General features: G+C 71.6%; 19 protein-coding genes. 10 read left to right on the top strand and 9 right to left on the bottom strand.

The genetic code is table 11. The features are described 5' to 3' along the window. Positions 1–247 precede the first annotated feature (247 nt). Positions 248–1,198 (bottom strand): hypothetical protein, encoded by a 951-nt coding sequence (locus D7Y15_RS19085; RefSeq protein WP_120576560.1) that lies wholly within the window; start codon positions 1,196–1,198, stop codon positions 248–250. A 157-nt stretch (positions 1,199–1,355) separates the two neighbouring features. Then, positions 1,356–2,294 (bottom strand): tRNA glutamyl-Q(34) synthetase GluQRS, encoded by a 939-nt coding sequence (gene gluQRS, locus D7Y15_RS19080; RefSeq protein ID WP_233605012.1) that lies wholly within the window; start codon positions 2,292–2,294, stop codon positions 1,356–1,358. Between the two features lie 91 nt (positions 2,295–2,385). On the opposite strand from gluQRS, the gene D7Y15_RS19075 reads away from it, so the two are divergent. After that, positions 2,386–3,240: a metallophosphoesterase gene (locus D7Y15_RS19075; protein WP_120576562.1), complete on the top strand. Its 855-nt coding sequence runs from the start codon at positions 2,386–2,388 to the stop codon at positions 3,238–3,240. A gap of 33 nt (positions 3,241–3,273) precedes the next feature. Further along, the gene (locus tag D7Y15_RS19070; protein ID WP_121753486.1) at positions 3,274–4,884 is read left to right on the top strand and encodes an adenylate/guanylate cyclase domain-containing protein; all 1,611 of its coding nucleotides are present in this window, start codon (positions 3,274–3,276) and stop codon (positions 4,882–4,884) included. A 3-nt stretch (positions 4,885–4,887) separates the two neighbouring features. On the opposite strand, the gene D7Y15_RS19065 is transcribed toward D7Y15_RS19070, so the two are convergent. Together D7Y15_RS19065 and rlmN are read right to left on the bottom strand one after the other, a co-directional pair. Further along, positions 4,888–5,274, bottom strand: coding sequence for a hypothetical protein (locus D7Y15_RS19065; RefSeq protein ID WP_120576564.1), 387 nt, complete (start codon positions 5,272–5,274; stop codon positions 4,888–4,890). A gap of 200 nt (positions 5,275–5,474) precedes the next feature. Then, a complete protein-coding gene (gene rlmN / locus D7Y15_RS19060; RefSeq protein ID WP_121753485.1) occupies positions 5,475–6,551 on the bottom strand; it encodes a 23S rRNA (adenine(2503)-C(2))-methyltransferase RlmN in 1,077 nt (358 codons plus the stop codon). Between the two features lie 170 nt (positions 6,552–6,721). Here rlmN and D7Y15_RS19055 point away from each other — a divergent pair, with 170 nt between their 5' ends. Both D7Y15_RS19055 and D7Y15_RS19050 read left to right on the top strand, forming a co-directional pair. Then, the gene (locus D7Y15_RS19055; RefSeq protein WP_121753484.1) at positions 6,722–8,209 is read left to right on the top strand and encodes a glutamate--cysteine ligase; all 1,488 of its coding nucleotides are present in this window, start codon (positions 6,722–6,724) and stop codon (positions 8,207–8,209) included. Between the two features lie 114 nt (positions 8,210–8,323). Continuing rightward, a complete protein-coding gene (locus D7Y15_RS19050) occupies positions 8,324–9,790 on the top strand; it encodes a hypothetical protein (protein ID WP_121753483.1) in 1,467 nt (488 codons plus the stop codon). 210 nt (positions 9,791–10,000) lie between these two features. On the opposite strand, the gene D7Y15_RS19045 is transcribed toward D7Y15_RS19050, so the two are convergent. The 3 genes from D7Y15_RS19045 to hemG all read right to left on the bottom strand — a co-directional run bounded on the left by D7Y15_RS19045 (position 10,001) and on the right by hemG (position 13,485). Next, the gene (locus D7Y15_RS19045; protein WP_121753482.1) at positions 10,001–10,774 is read right to left on the bottom strand and encodes a LytTR family DNA-binding domain-containing protein; all 774 of its coding nucleotides are present in this window, start codon (positions 10,772–10,774) and stop codon (positions 10,001–10,003) included. Further along, positions 10,771–11,829 (bottom strand): sensor histidine kinase, encoded by a 1,059-nt coding sequence (locus tag D7Y15_RS19040; RefSeq protein ID WP_120576569.1) that lies wholly within the window; start codon positions 11,827–11,829, stop codon positions 10,771–10,773. Before D7Y15_RS19040 ends, D7Y15_RS19045 begins: the two co-directional genes overlap by 4 nt. Before the next feature lie 255 nt (positions 11,830–12,084). Next, positions 12,085–13,485, bottom strand: coding sequence for a protoporphyrinogen oxidase (gene hemG / locus D7Y15_RS19035; protein WP_121753481.1), 1,401 nt, complete (start codon positions 13,483–13,485; stop codon positions 12,085–12,087). A gap of 103 nt (positions 13,486–13,588) precedes the next feature. Between hemG and D7Y15_RS19030 the strand changes: the two genes are divergently transcribed. Together D7Y15_RS19030 and D7Y15_RS19025 are read left to right on the top strand one after the other, a co-directional pair. Further along, positions 13,589–14,278 (top strand): SDR family oxidoreductase, encoded by a 690-nt coding sequence (locus D7Y15_RS19030; RefSeq protein WP_121753480.1) that lies wholly within the window; start codon positions 13,589–13,591, stop codon positions 14,276–14,278. Positions 14,279–14,427: 149 nt separating this feature from the next. Then, the gene (locus D7Y15_RS19025) at positions 14,428–16,845 is read left to right on the top strand and encodes a CapA family protein (protein WP_121753479.1); all 2,418 of its coding nucleotides are present in this window, start codon (positions 14,428–14,430) and stop codon (positions 16,843–16,845) included. A gap of 9 nt (positions 16,846–16,854) precedes the next feature. On the opposite strand, the gene pdxH is transcribed toward D7Y15_RS19025, so the two are convergent. Beyond that, positions 16,855–17,454, bottom strand: coding sequence for a pyridoxamine 5'-phosphate oxidase (gene pdxH / locus D7Y15_RS19020; protein ID WP_120576574.1), 600 nt, complete (start codon positions 17,452–17,454; stop codon positions 16,855–16,857). A 71-nt stretch (positions 17,455–17,525) separates the two neighbouring features. On the opposite strand from pdxH, the gene glgA reads away from it, so the two are divergent. Genes glgA through D7Y15_RS19005 form a run of 3 tightly spaced genes read left to right on the top strand, consistent with a single transcriptional unit; the run spans position 17,526 to position 20,404 of the window. Beyond that, entirely contained in the window at positions 17,526–18,959 is a 1,434-nt protein-coding gene (gene glgA / locus D7Y15_RS19015; protein WP_121753488.1) for a glycogen synthase GlgA, read from the top strand. Positions 18,960–18,995: 36 nt separating this feature from the next. Beyond that, the gene (locus tag D7Y15_RS19010; RefSeq protein ID WP_120576575.1) at positions 18,996–19,913 is read left to right on the top strand and encodes a serine/threonine-protein kinase; all 918 of its coding nucleotides are present in this window, start codon (positions 18,996–18,998) and stop codon (positions 19,911–19,913) included. Next, the gene (locus tag D7Y15_RS19005; RefSeq protein ID WP_121753478.1) at positions 19,913–20,404 is read left to right on the top strand and encodes a hypothetical protein; all 492 of its coding nucleotides are present in this window, start codon (positions 19,913–19,915) and stop codon (positions 20,402–20,404) included. The genes D7Y15_RS19010 and D7Y15_RS19005 overlap by 1 nt, the downstream gene beginning before the upstream one ends. Before the next feature lie 4 nt (positions 20,405–20,408). On the opposite strand, the gene D7Y15_RS19000 is transcribed toward D7Y15_RS19005, so the two are convergent. Next, complete coding sequence (locus D7Y15_RS19000) at positions 20,409–21,770, bottom strand: hemolysin family protein (protein ID WP_120576577.1); 1,362 nt, start codon at positions 21,768–21,770, stop codon at positions 20,409–20,411. A gap of 55 nt (positions 21,771–21,825) precedes the next feature. Between D7Y15_RS19000 and D7Y15_RS18995 the strand changes: the two genes are divergently transcribed. Then, complete coding sequence (locus D7Y15_RS18995) at positions 21,826–22,629, top strand: hypothetical protein (RefSeq protein WP_121753477.1); 804 nt, start codon at positions 21,826–21,828, stop codon at positions 22,627–22,629. Positions 22,630–22,636: the final 7 nt, after the last annotated feature.

Here is a 22,636-nt window from a genome sequence, read left to right as displayed (position 1 = left end):
CCGGTGCGGTCGCGCGCGGCGGAAGGGCCGGCGGCGGCGCGGCGGGTTCAGGCAGCTCCGGTGCGTCCGTGAAGCGCGTCACCCACGCGGCTCCCAGCGTGAACAGCAGGAACAGCCCCAGGCTCAGGCCGGGGATGAGGAGCCAATGGACAACGGTGCGGTGAGAGGACGCCATGGGCCGGGAGCCCGCGTGTCATACCCGCCTCACGAAGGGCCGTGAAGCGGGGATTCACGCGAGCGCCCGAGGCTACGGATACACCTCGCGCCGCGGGCCGGGCGTCGTGGGCGTCGTCGGGGGCACCACCACCGCCCCTTCCGCGCGGATGCGCTGCTTGCGGCTGACGCCCAGCGTGGCGCCGAGCACCGCCGCGACGAGCCCCAGCAGCAGCCCCGCGAAGATGCCCCAGAAGACGCGGCCGGAGCGGTCCGCCACCTTCAGCGCGCCCTGCTGGGCCTGCTGGCCCAGCTCACTGGCCTTGGTCTTGGCCTGGTCCACCTGCTGCTCCACACGGTCGGCCACGCCTTCCGCGTCCTGGCGCGACAGCTTGGTGTTCTGCGCGATGTTGCTCACCAGGAGCTCACGGTCCATGCGGCCCTGGCGCACGCCCTCGGTGACGATGTCCTTGGTCGCTGCCTCCAGCTGGTTCGCGGTGATGGTGGGCTTGCCCTCCTGCCGCAGGCGCTGGTTCACCGGCGCGAGCGCGTCGTTGGCGTCCAGGCCGAACGCCTTCGCCGCTTCACCGCCGCCCGTCACCGCCCCCACGGCGGCGGTGCCACCCGCGCCCACCGCGGCCTTGCCCACGTTGAACACCGCGCCCAGCACGCTCGACAGCACCATGCCCAGCACGAGGACGCCCATGAGCGTCGTCAGGCCCCAGAGCACCGCGCCGTGCATGGCGCCTCCCGCCTTGTCCACGATGCCCGCGCTGCGCGCGGCCACCACGCCGCCCACGAAGAGCGCCACCAGCGGCACGAGCACGCTCCAGATGCCGGTGAAGATGCCCGCGGACTTCGCGCTCCCCGCGTCGGCGGGGTTCACCGACGACAGGCCCAGCGCCAGCCCCAGCGTGTAGAGCAATATCCAGACGCCCAGCGCGACGAAGGTGCCACCGAAGATGGCGCCCCAGCTCAGCTTGTACGCACTGCCTGGCACCGCTGGGATGATGCCGGCTCGTTCGCTTTCAACAATGGCTGCCATTGGACTCCACCCTCGCTTCCCGTGAGTCGCCGAAGCCGCGCCTGGGCACGGTCCGGACGTACGTGTCTGGGCTGAAGGTGTGCACCGGGGAAGCCACTTCGTTTCACTGCTTCACGGCCGCCCCGCCCCGAAGGGTGGGGCGGAAGGCCGGGTGGCCTCAGCGCAGGCCGAGCGCGTCGAGGAGCAGTGCCTCGCGCGCCACCACCGGCTCGCGAGGGAGCGCGTCCGTGCGGTAGCGCGCGACGAGCGCGGGCAGGGTCACCGGGCTGCCGTCGCCCAGGCCGCTCCATGCGGCGAGCAGACCCAGGACGTGCTCGGGAGGTCGGCCGCGCGCCCGCAGCTCCGCGAGCGCGAACGCCCCGTCGCGCTTCGCCAGCCGCTTGCCGTCCTCGCCCATCACCAGCGGCACGTGGAGGAACGCGGGCGCGGGCAGGCCCAGCGCGGCGTAGAGCTGGAGCTGCCGGGGCGTGGAGGGCAACAGGTCGTCCCCGCGCAGCACGTGGGTGATGCGGCTGGCCGCGTCGTCCACCACCACCGCGAGCTGGTAGCTGGCCACGCCGTCGTTGCGGCGCACCACGAAGTCCCCCACCAGCGCCTGCACATCCTGGGCGTACGGGCCCATGAGCTCGTCCACGAAGCGCACTTCGCCTTCGCGCGCGCGGAAGCGGTACGCGGGGGCGCGCGTGCGGGCACGTTCCGAAACCTGCTCGGCGGTGAGGTGCGCGCAGGTGCCGGGGTAGCGTGGGCCTTCGTCGGACAGGCCGTGGGGAGCGCTCGCCGCGCGGGCGATCTCCGCGCGCGTGCAGAAGCACGGGTAGATGAGCCCCTCGCGCCCGAGTTTCTCCTGGGCCTCGCGGTAGACGCTGTCGCGCTCGCTCTGGATGAGCGGTTTTTCGTCCCAGTCCAGGCCCAGCCAGCGCAGGTCCTCGTAGAGGTCCTGGAGGAACTGGGGGCGGCATCTCGCGCGGTCCAGGTCCTCGATGCGCAGCAGGAACGCGCCGCCCGCGGCCCGGGCCTGGAGCCAGCCCAGGAGCGCGCTTCTCATGTTGCCCAGGTGCATGCGGCCGGTGGGGCTGGGGGCGAAGCGTCCTCGCATCGTGGCGGCGACCATAACTTCCCCGCCCGCACCGCGCGCTGGGAGAGAATGCCCCGCCGCTTCCTTCCGTTCCTGGGATGTGACTCCCTCCATGCGCTTCCTGCACTGCTCCGACGTCCACATCACCGAGGACTATTTCGCCCTGCCGCTGCGCAAGCTGGGCTGGCGCCGCTGGATTGCGCTCGTCGAGCTGACGGCGGGAGGCCGGGCGAAGGCCTACCGGAACGCGCAGGCCACGCTGTCCACCATCGCCCGCGAGGCGGGCACGCACGGCGTGGACCACTTCATCCTCTCCGGCGACCTCACCGCCTACGCCCTGGAAGGCGAGTTCCGCGCCGCCCGCGCCGCGCTCGCGCCCCTGGCCCCCACGCCCGCGCGCTGCACCGTCATCCCCGGCAACCACGACGTCTTCACCCCCGGCGCGGCGCGTGACGGCCGCTTCGCGCGGCACTTCGGGGACCTGCTGGAGAGCGACCTGCCGGAGTACCGCCGCGAGGGCGCGTTCCCCTTCGTGAGGCTGGTGGGGGAGGGCGCCGCGGTGGTGGGCCTGTGCTCCGCGCGCCCGCTGCCCACGCCCGGCCTGTCCTACGGCACCGTGGGCCCCGCGCAGCTCGAAGGCCTGGCGGCCCTGCTGAAGGACGCCCGGTTGGACGGCCGCGCCATCCTGGTGGTGGTGCACCACGCGCCGCGCGGTGCCGCGAACCACGCGGACGGCTGGCACCACGGCCTGCGTGACGCGGACGCGCTCCTGAAGCTCCTGCCGGGCCCGCGCTTCGCGGTGCTCCATGGGCACATCCACCAGCGCTACCACCACCCGGCCACCGACGACCGGCCCCACCTGTTCGGCGCGGGCTCCTCCACCCAGGCGGGGAAGGAGGGCTACTGGCTCATCGAGGTCCAGGACGGCGTCGTCGTGGGCGGCACGAAGCACGTGCCGGCCTTGTGACAGTCCCCCCGGGCGGCGGTACAAGGGGCGCACATGACCCCGGCGCCCACGTCCCCACCCGTTGAGTTGTCCCTGGACGAGTACCGCTACCTGCGCCAGCTGGGACGCGTCACGGACGACCTCCTGGAGGAGAGCCTGCGGGAGCGCGAGACGCTCACCCAGTGCTTCCGGCGCTGCTTCCCCACGCTGCTTTCGCACCTGGGCGCGCGCGCCATCGCCGTCACCACGCGCGACGAGGAGCTGGTGGAGCAGACCTGGAGCGCGGGCGACTGGGGCGGCGTCTTCGCCGGGAGTCTTCTGGCGGGGCCCGTGGGCCTGAGCGTCCTCGACACGGGCACGCTGCTCACCCAGACGCTGGACGTGGCGGGCTCACCGGTGGGGACGATGGGTGTGCTCTTCGCGGGGCCGCCCGGTGACGCGGGCATCACCGCGAAGCGCGCGCGCGCGCTGGACGTGGTGGCGGAGGAGCTGGACACGGTGCTGATGCTGGTCCACACCGCGTCGGAGAAGCACCAGCTCATCCTCCAGTGCAACGAGCACCTGGCCAACCCCGTCTTCGAGGCGGGCATGGACCACGCGGTGCGCACGCTGGCGCAGCGGGTGCGGTTGCCGGGCTTCCTCCTCCTGTACCGCGACGCCGTGCAGCCGCACGTGCTGCACTACCGTTCGTACCGGCACGGGCAGCTGGAGTACGAGAGCGGAGATCAGCCCGGCTCGCAGCTGGAGACGCTGCTGCACCAGCACGGCACGCGGTTGCTGCACGGGGACGCGGGCGTGCTCAAGCGCCTGTTCGACGGGCGCTCCACGGAAGCGGTGCTCATCTCCGCGGCCACGCGCAGCGAGCCCCTGGGCAAGATTGTCGTCTGGAGCAACGAGGGCTTCTCCGCGTACGCGATGGACCTCATCCGCGTGCTGGCCTCCACGCTGAGCCAGCGCCTGCTGGACTACAACCGCGAGCGCATCCACCTGTCGCAGTTCTTCCCCACGGTGGCCATCGACGCGCTGCTGGAGGACCCGGACTACGCGCGGCACCTGCGCGCGCAGGAGCAGGAGGTGGGCATCCTGTTCGCGGACATCAACGGCTTCACCCGCATCTGCGAGCAGGGCTTCGACAGCCCGCGCAGCATCGGCCGCTTCGTGGACGAGTGGAGCGCGCGCGCCGTGGACTGCATCTGGCAGCGCGGCGGCGTGTTCGACAAGATGGTGGGCGACTGCGTCATCGGCCTCTTCGGTCCGCCCTTCTTCCAGACGGACCGCGTGCGCCGCGCGGAGGCCGCCGTGCGCGCCGCGCAGGACATCCAGGCCTTCACTGCGGAGTTGAGCGAACGCGAGGAGGTGGCCGCGCTGTGCCAGCGGGTGAAGCTGCCGGGCCTGGGCGTGTCGGTGGGCGTGAATCTGGCCACAGCGAACTGCGGCCTCTTTGGTCCCAACCGCAACTACACCGCGTTCTCCAGTGGCATGAACCAGGCCGCGCGGCTGCAGTCGCTGGCGGGGTTCCGCGAGACGCTGGTGATGGAGAGCGTGCACGAAGCGCTGAAGCAGTCGCAGGAGCCCTTCGTGCGCAAGCTCCAGTTCGGCCCCCTCACGGAAACGCCGGTGAAGAACGTGGCGCAGCCGCTGCGGCACTACCGGCTGGCGCCGTAGCTGTCACGCCAGCAGGTGCGTGCCCGCGTAGCGCCGCGAGAAGTGGATCCACCGGCGCTCGTCCACCTCCACCTGCCACTCGCTGTTGGGCGTCAGCGGCAGGCGCTGCTTGAGGAAGCTCTCCAGGTGGTCCGCCGCCTTGATCGGCGTGAGCCCCGGTGCGCGGAACGCGATGTGGAGCACCACGTCCAGCGACGGTGCCACGTCCACCGACGCACAGATGCGCAGCGTACCCACGCGGCGCTGGTACTGGGTATCCGATGCCGGCCATGTGGCGGAGGCCTCGGGCTGCGGAGGCGCCTGCTCGAGCCAGTTGTCGGGGATCAGGATGAAGTCGAGCAGGTTGCTGCTCGCCTCTTCCACCGTGCCGTGCTCCTGGATGGAAAGCATTGCCCACCTCCGCCAGAGAAGCCGTTGGGGTTGCGTGGAAGCCGTCTTGAAGAATGTGCCCACGAGCCCATGCCATGCAAGGGCCCCCGAACATCCACGTGCCGCACACACCTCGTTACGCGCGTGCGGACGGAGCGGACGCTAGCGCTCCGGGGTGACACGTCAGGTCGGGTGGTGTTCCGAGCGACCCCGCACGTTGCTCAGGACGCGACGGGAAGGGAGCGGCGGGGCTTGCGCTCCACGGCGGCCTTGAGCTGGCCGCAGCCCGCGTCGATGTCGATGCCGCGACGTTGGCGCACCGTGCTGGGCACGCCGTACGACGTGAGCACGTCCTGGAACGCACGCACCGCGTCGGGGACGCTGGGGCCGCCGTCGTAGCCCACCGTGGGGTTGAGCGGGATGACGTTCACGTGCGCGTCCATCCCGTGCAGCAGCGTCCCCAGATGGTGTGCGTGCTCCGCGGTGTCGTTGCGGCCGGAGATGAGCGTCCACTCGAAAAAGATGCGGCGCTTGCGCTTCGCCACGTAGTAGCGGCACGCGTCCATCAGCTCGTTGAGAGGCCAGCGGCGGCCCGCGGGCACCAGCGCGGCGCGCTCCGCGTCCGTGGCGCCGTGGAGGCTCACCGCGAGCTGCACAGGGCGCGCCTCGTCCGCGAGCCGGAGGATGCCGGGCACCACGCCCACGGTGGACAAGGTGATGAAGCGCGGCGCCAGCGCCAGGCCCTTGGGGTCCACGAGGATGTCCACCGCGGCCATGGTGTGCTCGTAGTTGTGCAGGGGCTCGCCCATGCCCATGAGCACGATGTTGCGCAGCGCTTCCCCCTGCGCGCGCAGGACGCGCGTGACGTGGAGCACCTGGCCCACGATTTCGCCCGGCGTCAGGTGGCGTGACAGCCCCATCTGGCCCGTGGCGCAGAAGACGCAGCCCATGGCGCACCCGGCCTGCGTGCTCACGCACACGGTGGCGCGGCCCTTGAAGCGCATCAGCACCGTCTCAATGGTCTGCGCGTCGTGCAGGCGCAAGAGCAGCTTGTGGGTGAGCCCGTCGCTGCTGAAGCTCTCGTGATGCGTGGCGAGCGTGCCCAGGTGCGCTCGCTCCTGGAGCACGGCCTGGAGGTCCGGGCGCAGTCCCTGCACGTCGCCTGTCGCGGTGACGCCGTCGCGGTACAGGCCCGTCCACACGCGCTCGCGGTACTGGGGGCTGAAGCCCCAGCCGGCGAGCCGCGCATCCAGCGCGGGGCGGGGCAGGTCGTAGAGGTTGACGGTGGCGTCCGGCATGACGGGACCTGGGATAACACACCCGGCGCGGACGCACCCGGGTCCGCCGGCCTGAGGGGCGGACGAGGGAGCGAGTGTGGGAGGCGGGCGGGGTTCCCGGTGCGTTGCGGCGTCCAGCGGCTGACACCGCGCGTGCCAGTGCGCCGCGTCGTGCCAATCGTGGAGGGCCTATGGGTCTGGCCATCCAGCAGGAGGAGTTCACGCCGGAGGAGCACGCGCGGTTCGTGGAGCGGCTCGCGGAGAGCCTGGAGGCGCTGCGACAGGTGCTCCAGCGCCCGGGCTTTGGCGTGGGACCCGCGACGATGGGCGCGGAGCTGGAGGTGGCGTTGGTGGACGGCGCGGGTTCGCCGCTGCCGGTGAACCAGCAGGTGCTGGCGAAGTCCAAGGACGACCGGCTGACGCTGGAGCTCAACCGCTTCAACATGGAGATGAACCTGCGCCCCTCGTTGCTCGCGGGGCGGCCTTTCACCGGGCTCCAGGCCCAACTGGACGAAGTGTTGGCGGAGTTGAGGCGCGCGGCGGCGACGGAGGGCGCGCGCGTGGCGGCGGTGGGAATCCTGCCCACGCTGCGGCAGGTGGACCTGGGGAAGAACGCGCTCACGCCGCAGCCGCGCTACCGGGCGCTGGCCTCGGCCATCCGCAAGCGGCGCGACGGGCCCTTCCAGGTGGCCATCGCGGGCGACGACACGCTCAACCTCGCCTGGGAGGACGTGACGCTGGAGGGGGCGAACACGTCGCTCCAGTTCCACCTGCGCGTGGCCCCGGAGGACTTCGCGCGCGTGTACAACGCCGCGCAGCTGGCCACCGGGCCGGTGCTGGCCGCGTGCGGAAACTCGCCGGTGTTCCTGGGCAAGCGGCTGTGGGAGGAGACGCGCGTGGCGCTCTTCCAGCAGGCCACCGACGACCGGAGCGACAGCGACGAGGCCGCGCACCTGCACCCGCGCGTGACGTTCGGACACGGCTGGGTGCGCGAGGGACTGCACGAGCTGTTCGCGGAGGCCGTGGCGCTCCATCCGGCGCTCCTGCCGGTGATGGGGCAGGAGTCCCCGCTGGAGGTGGTGGCCGCTGGCGGCCTGCCGAAGCTGGAGGAGCTGCGGCTGCACCAGGGGACGGTCTGGTCATGGAACCGGGCCATCTATGATCCGCACGGGGAAGGCCACGTGCGCATCGAGTTCCGCGCGCTGCCGTCCGGCCCCACGCCGGTGGACATGGTGGCCAACGGTGCGTTCCTGCTGGGGCTGACGCTGGGTCTCGCGGAGCGGGTGGACGCGCTGCTGCCGGCGCTGCCCTTCTGGCAAGCGCGGCGCAACTTCAAGCAGGCGGCTCACTACGGCCTGGGCGCGACGCTGCTGTGGCCGGCGGAGACCGCGCCCAGTCCTCGGGTGATGCCGGCGGCGGAGCTGGTGAAGCAGCTGTTGCCGGTGGCGAGGCGCGGGCTGCTGGAGGCCGGGGTGGAGGCCTCGGAGGCGGACGGCTTGCTGGACATCATCGCCCGGCGCGTGGCGCTTCAGCGGACGGGGGCTCGCTGGCAGCGGGCGGTGCTGGAGCGGCTGGAGGCCCACATGCCCCGCCAGGACGCGCTGGCGGCCCTGCTGGAGCGCTACCTGGAGCTGTCAGAGGAGGGGCTGCCGGTGCACACCTGGCCGGTGGAGCGCTGACGTACCCCGGAGCCTGGGGGCCTTGTCGGGACGGGGCTGTCGCGGTGAATAATCGCGGCATGCTGTGAGTCAGCCTGCGGGGCCGCGTGCCTCTCGCTGAAGGGTGCCGTTCCCGTGATTGCCTCGCTCCTTGCTTCGTTCCGCTCCGGCGCCCGCCGGAAGCCCTTCCTCGTCCCCGCGCTGCTGTGCGCGGGGGGACTGACCGCGTGCTCGACCACCCGGGGCCACGCCAACGACCTGGCGGAGAAGGGCCGCTTCGTGGAGGCGGCCGAGGTCTACGTGAAGCTCGTCAATGACGAGCCCAACAACCCCGAGTATCGCGCGTCGCTGGATGACCTGCGCTGGCGCGGCCTGTCGCAGCTGCTCACCCAGGCGCGGCAGGCGCGGGTGGAGGGGCGGGACGAGGACGCGGAAGCGAACCTGGAGCAGTTCTTCACCTACAGGGTGAAGTGGAACTCCAAGCTGGATGGCGGCATGGAGAGCTCGCTCCTGGAGGAGATGGCGGGCACGCACCGGCACCTGCGCCAGCTCATCATCGACCCGGCGAAGCTGGGCAACGCGCTGACGGCGGAGTCGCACCTGGACCGCAAGCGCACGCTCCTGGCCCAACCGGAGATGGCGCCCATCCGCCGCGACGTGGAGGAGGCGGTAGCGCAGGGCGGCGTGGCGACGTGCGCGAAGCTGAAGCAGTCGCTGTCCGGCGGCGCGCAGCACTGGACGGAGCTGGTGTCGCGCTACTGCGGGCACTACCAGCAGTCGGCGCCCCGCGCGGGGATGTTCCCGGAGGCGCTGGGCGTGCCCACGTGGGAGGTGTCCGTGGATGGCATCAGCAATGACGTCGTGCAGTACCTGATGACACGGCTGTCGGGCGCGTTCGAGGCCTCGCCCTGGTACTCGGAGGCGTCCCAGCGCCACGCGCCGATGACCATCGCCGGGAGCCTGAGCGAGCGGCGCACCGTCGAGCCCGTGCGGCTGACGGCGCCGTGGACGGAGCGCGTGCCGTACACGGACCACGAGGACCGCACCGCGACGGCGGAGGTGCCGTACTCGGTGGAGGAGTCCTACGAAGAGAAGGGCGTGATGAAGAAGCGCCTGGTCCGTCAGACGAAGACGGTGGAGTACAAGACGACGGTCGAGGTGACGAAGTACCGCGACGTGTCGCGCTCGTTCGACTACCACGCGCAGCGGCGGGGCGTGGAGTACCACTTCGCGGTGGTGGCCCAGGGCATCCTCCAGGAGCGGCACGCGCCGCTGGCGGTGAAGGCGGAGAACGCCCTGGAGGCCTCCGGCTACGAGCACAACATCACCTTCGAGCCCGGCGGCGTGCGCCCGCAGGTGTTCCAGCGGCCCAACAAGGAGGGCTGGCTGGATGGCCAGCTGCGCGGCTACGAGCAGACCTTCTTCGCCTCGCTCATGTCGCGCTGGCAGGACGCGTTCTGCAATGCGCCCGCCTTCGCCGTGGAGGATGCGGCCCGCTGCGCGCGAGGCGGCGTGGAGCTGCCCGGGCCCGCGAAGCAGGCCCTGACGGACACGCTGGGCGACGACGCGGCGCAGGTGCACCGGCTGTTCGTCTGGAACTGAGGCGCTCGGCGTCGAGGCGGGTGCGCTCGCCGCGCCTGCCTCACGGTTGCTGACGCCAGCCCGCGACGGATTGCGCGTGGGATGCGCCTGCAAGGTGTGCGCGCCGACTGGAAGCGGTGCCGCACGTAGGCTGGGCTTCGGCCCTCGTCCTCCGCGCCCTTGCGCAGGCCCAGCATGTGGCGCAGCTCGCGTGAGGACTGGCGGTCGCGCTCAGCCCTCGTCCTCCGCGCCCTTGCGCAGGCCCAGCATGCGGCGCAGCTCGCGCGCGGACTGGCGGCTCACCTCCACTGAGTGGCCCCGCGCCGTACGCGCCAGATAGCCGCCGGTCTCCAGCGGCTCCAGCCGCGTCACGTGGGACAGGTTGAGCAGCGCGCGGCGGTGCACCCGGTGGAAGTGCTCCGGGGGCAGCTTGTCCGCCAGCTCGTTGAGCGTGAAGTCGGTGAGGTAGTCGCCCTGCGCGGTGAACACCGTCACCAGCTCGTCCTCCAGCGACGCGTGCGAGATGGCGTCCGGCGACACCAGCACCAGCCCCTGCCGCGTCGGGATGGGCAGCCGTGTCAGTGCCGGCTTCTCCGCCGCTGCCGTCGGCGCCGTCGCGGTAGGCGCCTTCACCCGCGCCGGCACTCGCGCCCGCGCGCGCTCCAGCGCCTTCTGAAGCCGCGCCGCCTCCACGGGCTTGAGGACGTAGTCCACCGCGCCGTGCTCGAAGGCGTTCACCGCGTGCTCCGCGTGGGCGGTGCAGAAGATGACGTGGGGCCCGCCTTCCGGCAGCAGCGCCATCGCGTCCAGTCCGCTCAGGCCCGGCATGTGGATGTCCAGCAGCACCACGTCCACGCCGCCCGCGCGCACCGCCGCGAGCACCGAGTCCCCATCCACCGCCTCGCCGCAGACGCTCACGTCCGGCAGCGCGGCCAGCAGGCGGGACAGGCGCTTGCGGGCCAGCAGTTCATCGTCGGCGATGAGGACGCGCAGGGGCTCTCTCACGTGAGGACTCCGGGTTGGGGGCCCTGGCGGGGCAGGGTGACGGTGACACGGGTGCGCCCGTCGGCGCTCTCCAGGGACAGGAGCGCGTGGCCGCCATAGGCCAGCGCCAGCCGCCGCTCCACGGTGGGCAGGCCCACGCTGCCCTCTCGCGGGCCCTTGGACGCGCCCGGGTTGTCGATGGACACCACCACCGCCCCCTCGCGCGTGACCACCTCCACGCTCAACGGGCCCCGGTGGCCGGCCGCCGGGCCGTGCTTCACCGCGTTCTCCGCCAGGGGCAGGAGCAACAGCGGCGGCACGGGCACGTCCGAAAGCCCGTCCGCAACGTCCATGCGCAGCTGGAACAGGTCCGGGTCGCGCAGCAGGTGCAGGTCGAAGAGCGTGCGCATCAGCTCCAGCTCCTGCGACAGCGGCCAGGTGACGCTGCGCACGCCCGCGAGCACCGAGCGGAGCATCGTGGACAGCCGCAGCACCGCGGCCTCCGCGACGGCGCCGTCCTCGCGGCACCACTCCGCGATGGCGTTCAGCGTGTTGAAGAGGAAGTGCGGATCCAGGTGGCTGCGCAGCGCCAGCAGCTGCGCCTGCTCCGCTTCCCAGGCGAAGCGGGTGGCGCGGGCGCGCTCACGGGCCAGCGTCTCCTCGAAGCCGATGTCCCGCCCCAACCCCCAGCCCGCGACGAGGAACAGGCCGCCGCAGATGGCCAGGTTGTACGGCTCCGACAGGAACATGTCCTGCATCAGCGTGACGCGCGGCAGGGCGTAACCCACCGACAGCACCACGCCGCTGCCCACCGCCGCGTAGAGCAGCAAGCGGATGCCGCCGTGGCTCAGGTCCAGCCCTTCCGGGAACAGCACCCGGTACGACACGGGCGCCACCGCGACGCACATCAGGCACAGCAGGAGGCCAATCCAGAACGCGCGAGGATCCACGCTCCAGCGCACCTGGGCCGCGAGCAGCGGAAGGGAGACCAGGACGATGGGGGCCAACCGCCACGGCGCGACGAGCGCGCGCAGCGTGGCGCGAACGATGGAGCCTTCCGGCGACGTCTCCTGCATGCGGAGGCGGAAGGCTACACCGTCCCGCGTCCTAGCGCTGGGGGACGGGCGCGGGGACGAGGTCCAGGACGAACGTCCCGGCGAGGACCGCGGGGAAGAAGAGGACGGCGAGCACGAACAAGAGCGGCGAGCGCAGTGAGAACATGGGGGGCTTCTCCAGTGTCCATGAAACATGCCCACGAACTCTGGCATCGACCCAGGGACCTTCCGGGGAGGGTTGCCCCCGGCCGTCGCTGTCCCGGGGTGAGCGGTCGCTCAGGCGCTCCGGGTGGCTCCCGCCGCCGGCCCACCCAGCGCGTCCGCCAGCCGCGCAGCCTCCTTGAGGCAGTCGTTGACGCCCACGCCCCGGTACGCGTTGCCGGTGAGGTGCAGGCCGGGCCAGCGCTTCAGCCGCTCCTCCATCGACGCCAGGCGCTCCAGGTGGCCCACGGTGTACTGGGGAATCCCGCGCGGCCAGCGGAACACCGCTGTCAGCTCCGGCGTCGCGGTGAGCCCCGCCATCGTCTTCAGCTCCTCGCGAGCCAGCGCCACCAGCGCGTCCTCATCCCGGGAGACGACCTCCGGCCGGCGAGCGCCGCCCATCAGGCACGTCAGCAGCACGCGCCCGCCCTCCACGCGGAAGGGGAACGTGGTGGAGACATGGATGGTGCCCAGCATCGCGGTGCCCTCCACCGCTGGCACCAGGAACCCGAATCCGTCCGGCTTCGGCACCGTCCCCGGCGCGAAGCCCAGGTGCACCACGGCGATGGGCGCGTACGGGATGGCGTCCGCCTTCTCCGCCAGCTCCGCGTCCAAAGGGCGCACGAGAGAAGCCGCCACGTGCGCGGGCACCGCCAGCACCACGTGCGTCGCGCTCAGCTCCGCCGGCTGGCCCCGCTCCTGGTACCGCACCTTCCAGCCATCCGCCGCGCGCTCCAGTCCCTCCACCTTCGCGTCCGTGCGCACGCTGTCGCCCAGCGCCTTCGCCAGCGCGTCCACCAGCACGCCCAGGCCGCCGTCGAACGTGCTCATCTGCCCGGTGAGCCGGGGGCCTGTCTCCACCGCGCCCGAGCCCTTCGCTTGTCGCGCCGCGCGCTGCGCACGGATGGCGCCCAGGATGAGGCTGCGGTGCTCCTGCTCGAATTTCACGAGTTGCGGGAACGTGGCCTCCGCGCTGAGCTGCTCCGGGTCGCCCGCGTAGGTGCCCGTCTGCATCGCGTCCAGCAGCACCGCCGTCGCCTCGCGCCCCAGGTGGCGCCGCCCCAGCCGGGCCAGGGACTCGTCCGCACCCGTGGGGTTGCGTCCGCTGAACAGCTCCCCCACCACCCGCAGGCGGGAAGCAAGGGGAAGGATGTCGGATTTCAGGAACGCCGGAGGCGACGTGGGCAGGGCTCGCAGGGCTCCGCGTGTGTAGATGTAACGGTTTTTTGCCGCTGCATCCGCCGAACGAATCCGGGATGACACTCCGAGCACGTCCGCCAGTTCACGCGTCGTGGGCTCCCGGTCGAGGAAACTGTTGGGTCCGGCCTCCAACAGGTAGCCCTCGCGGGCGTGGGTCTGCACGTTTCCACCCACGCGTGACGTCGACTCCAGCACCACGGCAGCAGTACCGCGAGCCCGCAATTGGTAGGCCAGCGCCAGTCCGGTGATGCCTCCCCCAATGACCGCGACCGTCATGTCGTCCTACTCCCGAGCTTGTCGTGAGGTGAGCAACCCCGGGCGCCTTAGTGCGAAGGCAAGAGCTTTGCCAAGGAGAGCCTCCCGGCGCGTTAATAAAGGCATGCGCTATGTCATCACGGGAGCGAGCCGTGGCATCGGTTTCGAATTCGTGCAGCAACTGCTGCGGCGGGGAGAAACGGTGGATGCAGGGGTGCGTGCCCCGGAACTGGCGCGCCGGCTGGAGCCGCTGCTGCTGGAGGCCGGCAGCCGCCTGAGGATCCATCCACTGGACGTCACCCGCGCGGACAGCGTCCAGGCCTTCGCGGAGCGCATCTGCCGCGAGCCGGTGGACGTGCTCATCAACAACGCGGGCGTGTCCGGCCAGTGGGTGGGGCTGAATGAGCTGGACTACGAGGACCTGGCGCGCACCATCGAGGTGAACGCGCTCGGGCCGCTGCGCATCACCTCCGCGCTGCTGCCCGCGCTGCGGCACGGCGCGGGGCGCAAGGTGGCGCACGTCACGTCCCGCATGGGGTCGCTCTCCAGCAACACGGAGGGCGGCGCGTACGCCTACCGCATGTCCAAGGCCGCGCTGAACATGGGCGTGCGCTCCATGTCCAACGACCTGCGCCGCGAAGGCCTGGCGTGCGTGCTGTTGCATCCGGGTTGGGTGCAGACGGACATGGGCGGGCAGGACGCGCCGCTGCCGGCGGAGGAGTCCGTGCGCGGGATGCTGAGGGTCATCGACAGCGTCTCGCTGGAGCACTCCGGCCGGTTCTTCGACTACGAGGGCGCGGAAGTGCCTTGGTAGTGGCCTGAAGGGACAGGGTCGCTGTCGCCGGGTGAACACGCCCCGGCCCCCGGGGGCAGGCAGGCAGCCCTCGGGGACGAGGCCGTCGCTGGCGCCTGCCTGCCGCCGTCCCCATCTCGTCGCGAGGAAGTCCGCGGCGGAGGGGTGGGATGGCGTGGCGGCGGTGGTGGCCCACGGTGTGGGTGGCGGCGTGTCTCGTGGCGTGTGGTCCGGGCGCCTCCACGCCGAAGAGCGGACAGGAGGCCGTGACGCCGGGGGATGAACCGGTGACGCCCGTGACGCCTCCGGACGACCCGCCCAAGGAAGAACCCCCGCCTCCCGAGCCACCGCCGGAGGAGGAGCCGCCTCCCGACGAGACGGCGGAAGAGCCGCCACCGCCAGAAGAGGATCCGGTGCTGACGGCCTGCGCGCCGGAGCCCGCGGCGGACGCCACCGTGCCCGAAGCCGAGCGGACCGCGCGCCATGACTACGCCTGCACCGGCATCGCGCTGGATGGCTCGCTGGTCTCCACGGCGGGCACGCCAGTGGCGGACGTCGTGGTGAAGGTGGGGGACGCGCAGGGGCGCACGAACGCGACCGGACACTTCCGATTTCCCGTACTGCCCCGTCACAACCGGTTGCTCACGGTGGAGGCGGAGGGCTTCCGCCCGGCGGTGGTCGCGGTGGAGCTGCGCCGGAGCCTGACGGAGAAGCGCGTGACGCTGCCGCCGGTGCGCCTGTCTCCGAAGGACGGCGTGCGGATGCTCTTCGCGGGAGATGTGTCGCTGGGCCGGCGCTTCCTCGACCCGGACGACACCACGCCGCGCAACCAGATGCCGCCGGACGACCCGGCGGCGCTCATCCGCGTGTCGGATCCGTTGCCGGGCACGAAGGCCGTCTTCACGCACGTGCGGCCCTACTTCCAGGCGGCGGACTTCCGGGCCGTGAACCTGGAGACGCCGGTGACGGACCATCCGGCGACGCCCCACGACGAGAAGGCCTACGCGTTCTTCACGCTGCCCGGCTCGCTGCCCGCGCTGCCGTGGCTGGGCGTGGACTACGTGAGCCTGGGCAACAACCATGTCTACGACTACCTGGCGCCGGGCCTGGAGGACACGCTCACGCACGTGGCCGCGACAGGCATGGCCTTCAGTGGCGCGGGCCAGAACGAGGACCAGGCCTTCATTCCGGCGCGCGTGTCGCTCGCGGGAGCGAACTACAGCCTGGTGTCCATGTGCTCCATCACCGGCAGCGCGCATGACCAGCAGTACGTCGCGGGCCCCAATCAGGGCGGCGCGGCGGACGCGCGGAACCTGATGCGGGCGTCCGCGCTGCTGGCCGCGGAGAAGGCGCAGGGCCGCGTGCCAGTGGCGGTGCTGCACACCGGCGTCGAGTACAGCATCCGGCCCTCCACTCCGACGGCGCAGCGGATGCGCGACCTGGTGGACGCGGGCGCGGGGCTCGTCATCGCGCACCACCCGCACATCCCGCAGGGCTTCGCGCGCCACGAGGGCGTGTTGATGGCGCAGTCGCTGGGCAACTTCGCCTTCGACCAGGACCGCATGGAGACGATGGTGGGCCTGATGGCGGAGGTGGAGGCCAGCGGCACGCGCGTGGACCGGGCTCGCGCGGTGCCCGTGTACATCGAGGACTACCGCCCCCGGCCCGTCGCGGGCGACCTGGCGGAGAACTTCCTGCGCAACCTGGCGGAGCTGTCCCGCGAGGGCGGCGTGGAGCTGGTGCCCCAGCCCTCCTGGGGCGAAGTGCTCCCGGAGGACCGACACGCGGCGGTGAGCGAGCGCACCGTGGACGTGCCGGTGACGGTGGACGCGAACGGCCGCGCGACGGTGGACCTGCGGCCCCTGCGCCATGAAGGGGAGTCCGTGGCGGTGGCGAAGCTCAAGGGCGCGGACGTGACGGGCGTGAAGCTCAAGGCCGGGCGCGACGTGCTCCTGCACGGCGACTTCGAGGACCACGACGTGGACGACGACGCCAACGAAGCCTCGCGCTGGAGCGCGGGCCCGAACGCCGGCTACGTGTGCCAGGACGGGCCGCATCGGGGCGCGGCGGCGCTCTGCCAGCGGCGTGCGGCCAGCGACTCACGGAGCGCGGCGGTGAAGCTGGTCAACCGCTTCCGTCCGCCGGGTTTCGCCGAAGGGCCGCCCAACCGCGACCTCACGGCGGTGGCGTGGCTGAAGGGGCGGGGCGGTGGTGCCTTCTCCGCCAAGGTGCAGTACCTGCCCGTGGAGTCCTACACGCTCTTCGGCGAGCAGACGCTGCTGCGCCACGACGGCGGCACCTACGACTGGACGCTGGTGGCGGAGGACCTGCACTTCCCCGCGGATCCGCCGAAGCCGGACCTGTGGAACGCGCCCTGGGCGTTGGACCTGACGCTCAACACCGCGCCTCCGAAGTCCGGCCAGGGCGTGACGGCGGTGGACGACCTGGCGCTGGTGGCCTGGGAGAAGCAGGCCACGGGAGGCACGCTGACGCAGCAGACGCCGCACGCGCGGGACTTCGTGCGGGTGGAGGCTCCGGCGGGCACGTACACGCTGCGCGTCACCTTCCGCGAGCACCGCGTGCCCTGAGGACTTGTTTCAAGGGAACAGCAGCTGCGTCTTCCAGCCCGCGCCGTCGCGCAGGTACACGTTGCGCTCGTGCAACCGGCTGGGGCGGGCGTGCCAGAACTCGATGCGGTCCGGCACCACGCGGAAGCCGCTCCAGTGCGACGGGCGCTCCACCGCACGGCCCTGGAAGCGCGCCTCCACCTCCGCCACGCGCTGCTCCAGCAGCTCGCGCGAGGGCAGCTCCTCACTCTGGAGGCTGGCCCACGCGCCAATCTGGCTGCCGCGCGCGCGGCTCTGGAAGTACGCGTCCGCCTCCGCGTCCGTCACCTGTTCCACCCGGCCCTCGATGCGCACCTGCTGCTCCAGGGGCTGCCAGAAGAAGCACAGCGCCGCGTACGGGTGCGCACGGAGCTGACGGCCCTTGCGGCTGTGGAAGTTGGTGAAGAAGACGAAGCCCCGCGCATCGAAGTCCTTGAGCAGCACCACGCGTGAGCTGGGGCGGCCCTGGTCGTCCACGGACGCGACCACCATGGCGTTCGGGTCCACGGGGATGGCGGCCTTCGCCTGGGCGAAGAGGTCGGCGAAGCGCTGGATGGGGTCGGGAGGGATATTCGTCACGCGGCGCACCATAGGAAACACGGCCCCGGCGCGCACGTTCGCGGTTGACTCCCTGTCGGGACTCGCACGCAATGGCGGGACTCATGAAGATCCTCTTCATCGCCTCGGAGGTCACCCCCTTCTCGAAGACGGGGGGACTGGGCGACGTGGCCGGGGCCCTGCCCACGGCGCTCGCCGGGCTGGGGCACGACGTGAAGATCGTCACGCCCCGCTACCAGGACGTGCGCAACACCGGACACTTGCTGCCCACCGGCCAGTCCCTGGTGCTGCGCTTCCCCTTCGGTGAAACGGGCGGCCCCATCCTGTCCGCGCGCCTCTCCGAACGCCTGGAGGTCCTCTTCCTGGAGAACGAGGCCTTCTACGGCGGCCGCAAGGGCCTCTACGGCGACGCGGGCAGTGAGTTCGCGGACAACCCCCGCCGCTTCGCCTACCTGTGCGTGGGCGCGCTCCAGGCCGCGCAGCGCCTGCGCTTCTTCCCGGACATCATCCACCTGCACGACTGGCAGACGGGCCTGGTCCCCGTGGCCCTGCGCCGCGGCTTCCAGGGCACGCCGCTCGCTAAGGCGAAGTGCGTCTTCACCATCCACAACCTGGCCTACCAGGGGCAGTTCCCCAAGCGGACCATGGAGGACCTGGGGCTGCCGTGGGACCTCTTCACGCCGGAGGGCGTGGAGTTCTACGACCACGTCAACTTCCTCAAGGCGGGGCTCGTCTACTCCGAAGCGCTCACCACCGTGTCGCCCACCTACGCGCGCGAAATCCAGACGCCGGAGCAGGGCTACGGGCTGGATGGACTGCTGCGCCGCCGCTCGCACGCGCTCACCGGCATCATCAACGGCATCGACGCGCACGAGTGGAACCCCCACACGGACTCCTTCCTGCCCGCGCGCTACGGCCCGGAGGACATGACGGGCAAGGCGATGTGCAAGCGCGCCCTGCTGGAGCGCTTCGGCCTGCCCACGGAAGGCAACGCGCCGGTGTTCGGCATCGTCAGCCGGCTGGCGTGGCAGAAGGGCGTGGACCTGCTGCTGGAGACGCTGCCCGCGGCGCTCCAGGGGGACCTGAGGTTCGTGGCGGTGGGCAACGGCGACCCGACCCTGGAGGCGGGCCTGAGGGCGCTGCAGGCACGCCACCCGAAGCAGGTGGGCGTGCACATCGGGTTCGACCCGGCGTTGTCACATCTGGTGGAAGCCGGGTCGGACTTCTTCCTCATGCCCAGCCGCTACGAGCCGTGCGGCCTGAACCAGATGTATTCACTGCGCTACGGCACGGTGCCCATCGTCCGGGCCACGGGTGGACTGGTGGACACGGTGGAGGGGGGGCTGGATGGCAACGGCATCCTCTTCGAGTCCTTCCACCGCTCGGCGCTCCTGGCCGCCATCCGCCGGGCGCTCTCCCTGTACGCGGACCCCGCACGGCTGGGGGACTTCCAGGTGCGGGGCATGGGGAAGGACTTCTCCTGGACCGCGTCCGCCCGGAAGTACGAGGCCCTCTTCACGTCACTGGTGGCGGAATAGTGGGGCCGCTCCCGGATCCGCGTTAATCTTGGCCCCGTGGCGGAAGCTCCGGACCTGGGTGGCTATGAAGTGGTCGGCCGGCTTGCGGTCGGAGGCATGGCCGAGGTGTATCAGGCGCGTCCCCGTGAGACGACCCAGCGCTCCCCGGGCGAGCCCGACGAAGTGGTCATCAAGCGGCTGCACCCGTCCTTCCGCAACGACCCCGCGTATGTGAAGGCCTTCGTCGACGAGGCGAAGCTGACGGTGCGCCTGCGCAACGCGCACATCGTGCGGACGTTCCGGCTGTTCCGCGCCGGGCCGGACTACCTCATGGTGCAGGAACTCGTGAGTGGCCGGACGCTGGGCTACATGCAGGAGCTGCTGCTCAAGGCGGGCGCCGCGATGCCGCCGGAGTCCGCCTGCTACATCGCGTGGTGCATCCTCAAGGCGCTGGACTACATCCACCGCGCCAAGGTGGGGGAGAACGGCGCCACCATCGTCCACCGCGACGTGAACCCCGCCAACGTGCTCCTGGGCGTCCAGGGCGACGTGAAGCTCACCGACTTCGGCGTGGCGGAGGTCGAGGGGATGATCCGCGGCGACTCCGGCGCGCTGCGCGGCACGCTGCCGTACATGAGCCCGGAGCAGGTGCTGGGGCAGGCGGTGGACGCCCGCACGGACCTGTACGCCGTGGGAGTCATCCTCTGGGAGCTGTGGGCCGGCCGCCGCCTCTTCACCGGCGACAACGAGGCGCAGCTGATGCACCAGGTGCGCGACGCGCGCGTGCCGCTCTTGTCCACGCTGTCTCCGGACCTGCCGGACTACGCGGCGCGGGTGGCGCGCAAGGCGCTGTTCGCGGACCGGGCCCGCCGCTTCCAGTCCGCGGGGGAGTTCATCAAGGCGCTGGAGGTCCTGGCGCGCCGCGCGAGCTGGCCCCTGACGGTGGAGGCGCTGCAGCCTCTGTTGGGCGGCTGATGCGCTCGCGCCGGGCGGTGCTCGGGCTGGGCCTGGCCGGCATCTCCTGCCTGTCCGGCTGCCTGGGCGTGGTGCCCTTCCGGCCGCGCGCCTACGACGAGGCGGTGCGGGTGGAGGCGATGGACGTGGCCTTCACGCGCGACGGCAGCGGGGCGCTCACGCTGAAGCTCCAGGTGGGGAACCCGTCCTCGGACGCGGCCACGCTCACCCGCGTGGACTTCGACCTGCGCGTGGACGGACGGCGCGTGGCCACGGGCGAGCAGGTGATGGGCGTGCCCCTGGACGGCAAGGGCGAAGTCCCCCTGGAGGTCTACTTCCCGTTGGCCGTGGCGCGCGGCGGCGGCCGTCCGGAGCCGGGCTCGCACGTGGTGCGGGTGGAGGGCGGCGTGGTGCTGCGCTTCGGAGGCTCCGAGCGGCGCGCGCCCTTCCGGGACACGCGCTCGCTGGACCTCGCGTGGGTGCCGGGCGGGGAGTCCAGCCCGGCGCAGTGAGCTTTCAGCTCTTCGCGTCCGGAGCCGAGCTGGAGTCGGAGGCCTGTCGCGGCGAGCCTCCCTGGCCGTCCGGGAGGCCGGGCGCGACGCTCTTGAGGCGGGACATCCGCACGCGGTCGATGCGGGCGCCCTCCTTGGTGGCCACGACGAACTGCCAGCCGTTGTAGGTGAAGCGCTCGCCCACGTCCGGCAGGTGGCCCGCGAGCGAGGACAGGTAGCCGCCCAGCGTGTCGAAGTCGCCCTCTGGCAGCGGGAAGCCGAAGAGCTTGGTGAACTGATCCACCTCCATGGCGGCGTCCACCAGCGAGCTGCCGTCGGCCATCTTCTCGACGAGCTTCTCCTCCACCTCGAACTCGTCGCCGATGTCGCCCACGATTTCGCGGAGGATGTCCTCCAGCGTGACGACGCCCATGAAGCCGCCGTACTCGTCGACGACCATGGCCATGTGGATCTTCCGCTTCTGCATGTCGCGGAGCAGGTCGCCCACGGGCTTCATCCACGGCACGAAGTGGGCGGGGCGGATGACGTCCTGCAGGACGATGAGCTCCGGGTGCTGGAGCAGCGGGATGAGGTCGCGCGCGTGCAGCACGCCGACGATGTGGTCCACGTCATCCTTGTAGACCGGGATGCGCGAGTGGTTCTCCTCCGCCAGGATGCGCAGCACTTCATCCGGCGGGGTGGTGACGTCCACGGAGATGACGTCCGTGCGGTTGACCATCACGTCGCGGCAGCGCTTGTCGGACAGCTCGAAGATGGAGCGGATGAGCTGCGGGGCGCTCTTGTCCACCTCGTTGCGCGCGGCCTGGGCGGCGAGCAGCTTCTCCAGCTCCTCCAGGGGTGGGGGCGGCGGCTCGAAGCGCAGCGTGCGGCCCATGGTGCGGGCGCCCAGGTTGAGCAGGCCCAGCATGATGCGCATGGGCGGGTAGAGCACCGTCACCAGCAGGGACACCAGGCCCGACAGGCGCAGGGCCCAGCGCTCCGGGTTGCCGTTGGCCAGGCCGCGCAGCGTCACCTCCATGAGGCTGGCGAGCACGCCCACGAAGAGGGCGCCCGCGCACACCGTGGCGATGGGCACCCAGGTGGCCTCGGCGTAGCGGCTGAAGTCCAGAAGGCGCGGCGGGACGAAGGCGCCAATGGCGGCGGCGAGGAAGCCGGACAGCACCATGCCCAGGCGCAGGGCGGTGGCGGCGGGCTCGCGGTCCGTCTTGTGACGGAGCACCCGGCGCGCGGCGACACTCTTGCTCTCCTCCGCGAGCTCCTGGGCGCGCAGGTCGGACGTCCCATAGAGCGCGGACTCCGCGGCGGCGACCAGGGACCTCATGAAGCAGAGGGCCAGGCAGGCGACCCAGAGGGTCCAGGTAGGCATAGGGGTCCGTTCTTATCCCGTGCTAGAGGGGCATACCACCCTGGCGGGAGGCACCATGCGGGGACGTCGGATGTACGTCATTGGCGGACTGCTGGGCGCGCTGGCGGCGCCCTCGGCGGCCCTGGCCTGGCCGGTGGACCAGGCCCTGACGCTGGAGCCCGGCAAGGAGACCTTCCAGAAGCTCACCGCCGTGGACTGGGCGGAGTCCGACGCGCCCAACGTCGTCACGGCGGAGGCGCTGCCCCAGAGCGGCGAGCTGCTGCTGACGCCCCACGCCGCCGGCATCGCGCGAGTGCTGCTGTACGCGGAAGGCCGCTTCGCGGTGTGGCGGGTGATGGTGGGCCCCATCGAGCTGCAGAACACCGGATCCGAATTCGCTGCGGCCAGGAAGGCGTGCCCGGACCTGAAGGCCACGGAAGGCGTGGAGCGGAGCCTCACGGCGACGGTGAACGACACCGCGTGCCGGCTGGCGCTGCGCACGTTCCTCAAGACGCACGCGTACCTGGCGAAGGAGCTGGAGCTGACGTTCGCGGTGCCGCAGCTCCAGGCGCAGCTGGAGGACTTCGAGGCGGGCATGCCGCCGGGGCTGACGGTGCGCTACAGCGGCGCGGGGCTGGTGCTGTCCGGGAAGACGGACCGCGAGGGGCACCGCAAGGCGCTGTGGGAGCTGTTCAACCGCGCGGTGGGCCGGGTGCCGCTGGAGGACCGCACGGAGGTGGAGGCGCCGCCGAAGCCGGACGACGCCGCGAAGCAGGAGGCGCTCGACGCGACGGTGTCGGACGTGCCGGGGGATGCCGGGGTGCCGCCGGCGCCGCCTCCGCCGGTGAAGCGCAAGGCTCCGCCCAAGAAGCCGCGCTGAACTTCGG

Origin of the sequence: Corallococcus sp. AB030, from assembly GCF_003668965.1 — a bacterium.
In the GTDB taxonomy this organism is placed as follows: Bacteria; Myxococcota; Myxococcia; order Myxococcales; family Myxococcaceae; genus Corallococcus; species Corallococcus exiguus.
This window is presented reverse-complemented; position numbering and strand designations above follow the sequence as displayed.